Origin of the sequence: Phenylobacterium sp. (assembly GCF_030693805.1) — a bacterium.
GTDB lineage: Bacteria > Pseudomonadota > Alphaproteobacteria > Caulobacterales > Caulobacteraceae > Phenylobacterium.
Genome location: NZ_JAUXZW010000367.1, coordinates 1 through 3,160 on the forward strand (window position 1 = coordinate 1; position 3,160 = coordinate 3,160).

A 3,160-nucleotide genomic window follows, 5' to 3' on the forward strand; every position below is an offset into this window, starting at 1 on the left:
CGACACGATCGATCCGCGCCAGCGCAGCGCCGACCCGGCCCCGCCGCGCACCCTGCCCATCGAGGGCGGCCCCAGCGATCCGTCGAAGGTCGGCCCGCAAGGCGCGCTGCCCGACCCCTACGCCAATCCGCAATGAACCACTTCGACCTGCTGGACGGGGAACTGGCCTGCGAGGGCGTGCCCCTGGCGCGCATCGCCGATGAGGTCGGCACGCCGGTCTATGTCTATTCCTCGGCGACGCTGGAGCGGCACTACACGGTGCTGCGCGATGCGCTCCGCGGCGCCGGACTGGGCGAGCCGCTGATCGCCTATGCCGTCAAGGCCAACGGCAACCTCGCGGTCCTGCGAACCCTGGCGGCGCTGGGCGCCGGCGCCGACACGGTGTCGGAGGGCGAGATCCGCCGCGCGCTGGCCGCCGGCGTGCCGCCTGCGCGGATCGTCTTCTCCGGCGTCGGCAAGACCGCGGACGAGATCGCCTTCGCCCTGAAGGCCGGCGTCGCCGAGATCAACGTCGAGTCCGAGCCGGAGATGGAGGCGATCGCCGAGGTCGCCGCAGGGCTCGGCCTGCGCGCCACCATCGCCTTTCGGGTCAATCCGGACGTCGAGGCCGGCGGCCACGCCAAGATCGCCACCGGCAAGGCCGAGAACAAGTTCGGCGTCTCCTTCGCCGAGGCCGAGCGCCTCTACGCCATGGCGTCGAACAACGCCGCTCTGCGCCCGGTTGGCGTCGCCTGCCACATCGGCAGCCAGATCACCGACCTCGCCCCCATGCGCGCGGCCTTCGCCAAGATGCGCGGACTGGTCGAACGGCTGCGCGGCGAGGGCCTGAGCGTCGAACGCCTGGACCTCGGCGGCGGCCTGGGCGTGCCCTACTTCAACCAGCCGACGCCGCCCTCGCCGGATGACTACGCAGCGATGATCGCGCAGGCGCTGGGCGGGCTGGACGTGCAGCTGGCGTTCGAGCCCGGCCGGGTGATCGCCGCCAACGCCGGCGTGCTGCTGGCCCGCGTGCTGCATATCCACGAGCGGCCGGAAGGTCGGCGCTTCCTGGTGTTGGACGCCGCGATGAACGACCTGATCCGGCCGGCCATGTACGACGCCTTCCACGACATCCGCCCGGTGCATCCACGTGGCGGCGAGCCGCTGGCCTATGACGTCGTGGGACCGATCTGCGAGACCGGCGACACCTTCACCCGCGACCGCCCGCTGGCGCCGCTGCAGGCCGGCGACCTGGTGGCCTTCATGTCCGCCGGCGCCTATGGGGCCTCGATGGCCAGCGAGTACAACAGCCGCCCCCTGGTCCCCGAAGTGCTGGTCAAGGGCGACCGCTACGCCGTCGTCCGCGCTCGCCCGACCTATGAGGAAATGCTGGAGCGCGAACGCCCCGCACCCTGGCAATGAACTTGCTTGACCCGCTCATCCCAACTCGAAGCGCTGCTTGAGTCGCCAGCCGCCCTCTTCCCGATCATAGAGGCTGGCGGCCGTGACCCGACAGTTAATGGGCCCCATGGAGCGCGCACGATAGGCCGCCGCCACGCCGTCAAGGATGCGCCGCTCGCCCCTGGCGATGGTCAGGTGCGACTCCGCCACACCGAACACGCCACCGTAGGGCGGATGGTTCGGAAACGCCTCACCCAACGCGGCGATCAGGCGGCGCACCGGGCGCGTCGGGCTCGGGCGCTAGCCACAGTGCGTCGGCGAAGCGGCCCAGGCGCTCGAAGCGCAGCTCAAACGGCGGCTCGGCGGCAAACAGCTCGGCGAGCCTGCTCGTCACCGCCACGTCGCGTTCGCGCGCGCCGATGAACGGATAGACCAGCGTCACGTGGGCCGGCATTCCCGCGCGCGCCGTGGGGTCGTGGCGGCGTCGCCAGCGGCCGACCGCCGCGTCAGCCTGCGGCACGGCGAGCACCAGCCCGCTTATCCCCATCAGTCCAGGGCGCCGATGTAAGGCAGGCCGCGCAGGCGTCCGCCGGCGTCCATCCCGTAGCCGACCAGGTAGCGGGCCGGCGCCTCCCAGGCGACGAACTGCGGCTCGATGGCGCGCGGCGTCGGCCAGGGCTTGCGGGCGAAGACCGCGGTCAGCACCTCGCTGGCCCCCGCATCATGCACCAGCCGCGCCGCCTCGCTGAGCGACAGACCGGTGTCGAAGACGTCGTCGACCACCAGGGCGCGGCGTCCGACCAGCGGGCGCTGCAGGTCGGCCCGCACTTCGCAGCGACCCGCGCTCGCGCGTTCATCGCCATAGCTGGCCAGCCAAAGCGCATCGAAGCGCACATGCCGACCCGCCCGGGCCAACGCTCGCATGAGGTCGGAGCAGAACCACAGGCCGCCGGTCAGCAGGCAGACCGCCACCGTTTCGTCGTCGATGCGCGGAGCGATCTCCCAGGCCAGCGCCTCGACGCGGGCGGCGACCTCGGCCTCGCTCATCAGGACCGCGATCGCCTCGTCGCTCAACGCTTTTCCAGCGCATAGGGCGAGTCCGCCGGCAGCGGCTTGGCCTCCACCGGCTCGGGCGGGGCCGCCGCGCCGCGCAGAGTGGCCGGCGGCGCGTGGTCCTCCGCGGTCTGGGCGGAAGTCTCGTGCGCTTCAGACTTGGCGTGCTCGGCCTTCTTGGCGGCGGGCTTATGAGCGACGGCTTTCGCTGGCTTGGGGACCGGCGCGAAGGTGACTTCGAGATCGTGCGCCGTCGACGGCGGATCGAGGATGGCGATGGCGAAGTGACGGGTCTCGCCCGGCGGGATGCGCGGATCGGCTGGGCGGGCGATCTGTGTCGCCACCGCCTTGCCGGCCTTGTTGAGCAGGCTGATCTTCAGCGGCGGGGTGGTGGCCGGCCGGTCCTGGATGTTGCGGATCGCGCCGGCGATCGACAGCGCCGCGTGGCCGTCCTGCAGCGAGGGCTCGGCGCTGACATTCTCGATCACGAGCCCCAGTGCGTTCACCGGCAGGCCGATGGTCGCGTAGGCCGCCGCCGATTTCGGCCACAGCCGCACAACGTCGGAGCGGAACACCACAGCGAGTGCGATGACGATCGCCAGGGCCGCCGCCACGGCGGCCCAGATCGCGCCCGTAGTCGCCGCCTGGCGCACCTTTCGCTCGGTGTCGGCCTTGGCGCGGAACACCTTGGGCAGGGCTTCGCCTGGTAATGCGCTGACCGGTTTGG

The 3,160-nt window shown here is 71.7% G+C and carries 5 protein-coding genes; 1 reads left to right on the forward strand and 4 read right to left on the reverse strand.

Going from position 1 to position 3,160, the window contains the following annotated elements:
- Nucleotides 1-132: 132 nt before the first annotated feature.
- The gene (gene lysA / locus Q8M88_RS14610; protein WP_305597891.1) at nucleotides 133-1,401 is read left to right on the forward strand and encodes a diaminopimelate decarboxylase; all 1,269 of its coding nucleotides are present in this window, start codon (nucleotides 133-135) and stop codon (nucleotides 1,399-1,401) included.
- 15 nt (nucleotides 1,402-1,416) lie between these two features.
- Here the strand turns inward: lysA and Q8M88_RS14615 are convergent, their stop codons facing one another.
- The 4 genes from Q8M88_RS14615 to Q8M88_RS14630 all read right to left on the reverse strand — a co-directional run.
- Entirely contained in the window at nucleotides 1,417-1,659 is a 243-nt protein-coding gene (locus Q8M88_RS14615) for a hypothetical protein (RefSeq protein ID WP_305597892.1), read from the reverse strand.
- On the reverse strand, nucleotides 1,631-1,927 hold the full coding sequence (locus Q8M88_RS14620) for a 2'-5' RNA ligase family protein (RefSeq protein WP_305597893.1): 297 nt from the start codon (nucleotides 1,925-1,927) through the stop codon (nucleotides 1,631-1,633). The genes Q8M88_RS14615 and Q8M88_RS14620 overlap by 29 nt, the downstream gene beginning before the upstream one ends.
- The gene (locus Q8M88_RS14625; protein WP_305597895.1) at nucleotides 1,927-2,427 is read right to left on the reverse strand and encodes a phosphoribosyltransferase; all 501 of its coding nucleotides are present in this window, start codon (nucleotides 2,425-2,427) and stop codon (nucleotides 1,927-1,929) included. The genes Q8M88_RS14620 and Q8M88_RS14625 overlap by 1 nt, the downstream gene beginning before the upstream one ends.
- Before the next feature lie 23 nt (nucleotides 2,428-2,450).
- On the reverse strand, nucleotides 2,451-3,160 hold a 710-nt coding region (locus Q8M88_RS14630), incomplete at its 5' end, for a DUF3426 domain-containing protein (RefSeq protein ID WP_305597894.1).

What these genes read in the sequence shown, in the direction of transcription:
- lysA (WP_305597891.1), top strand. Translation starts at nt 133, where the DNA reads ATGAACCACTTCGACCTGCTGGACGGGGAACTGGCCTGCGAGGGCGTG.
- Q8M88_RS14620 (WP_305597893.1), bottom strand. Translation starts at nt 1,927, where the DNA reads ATGGGGATAAGCGGGCTGGTGCTCGCCGTGCCGCAGGCTGACGCGGCG.
- Q8M88_RS14625 (WP_305597895.1), bottom strand. Translation starts at nt 2,427, where the DNA reads ATGAGCGAGGCCGAGGTCGCCGCCCGCGTCGAGGCGCTGGCCTGGGAG.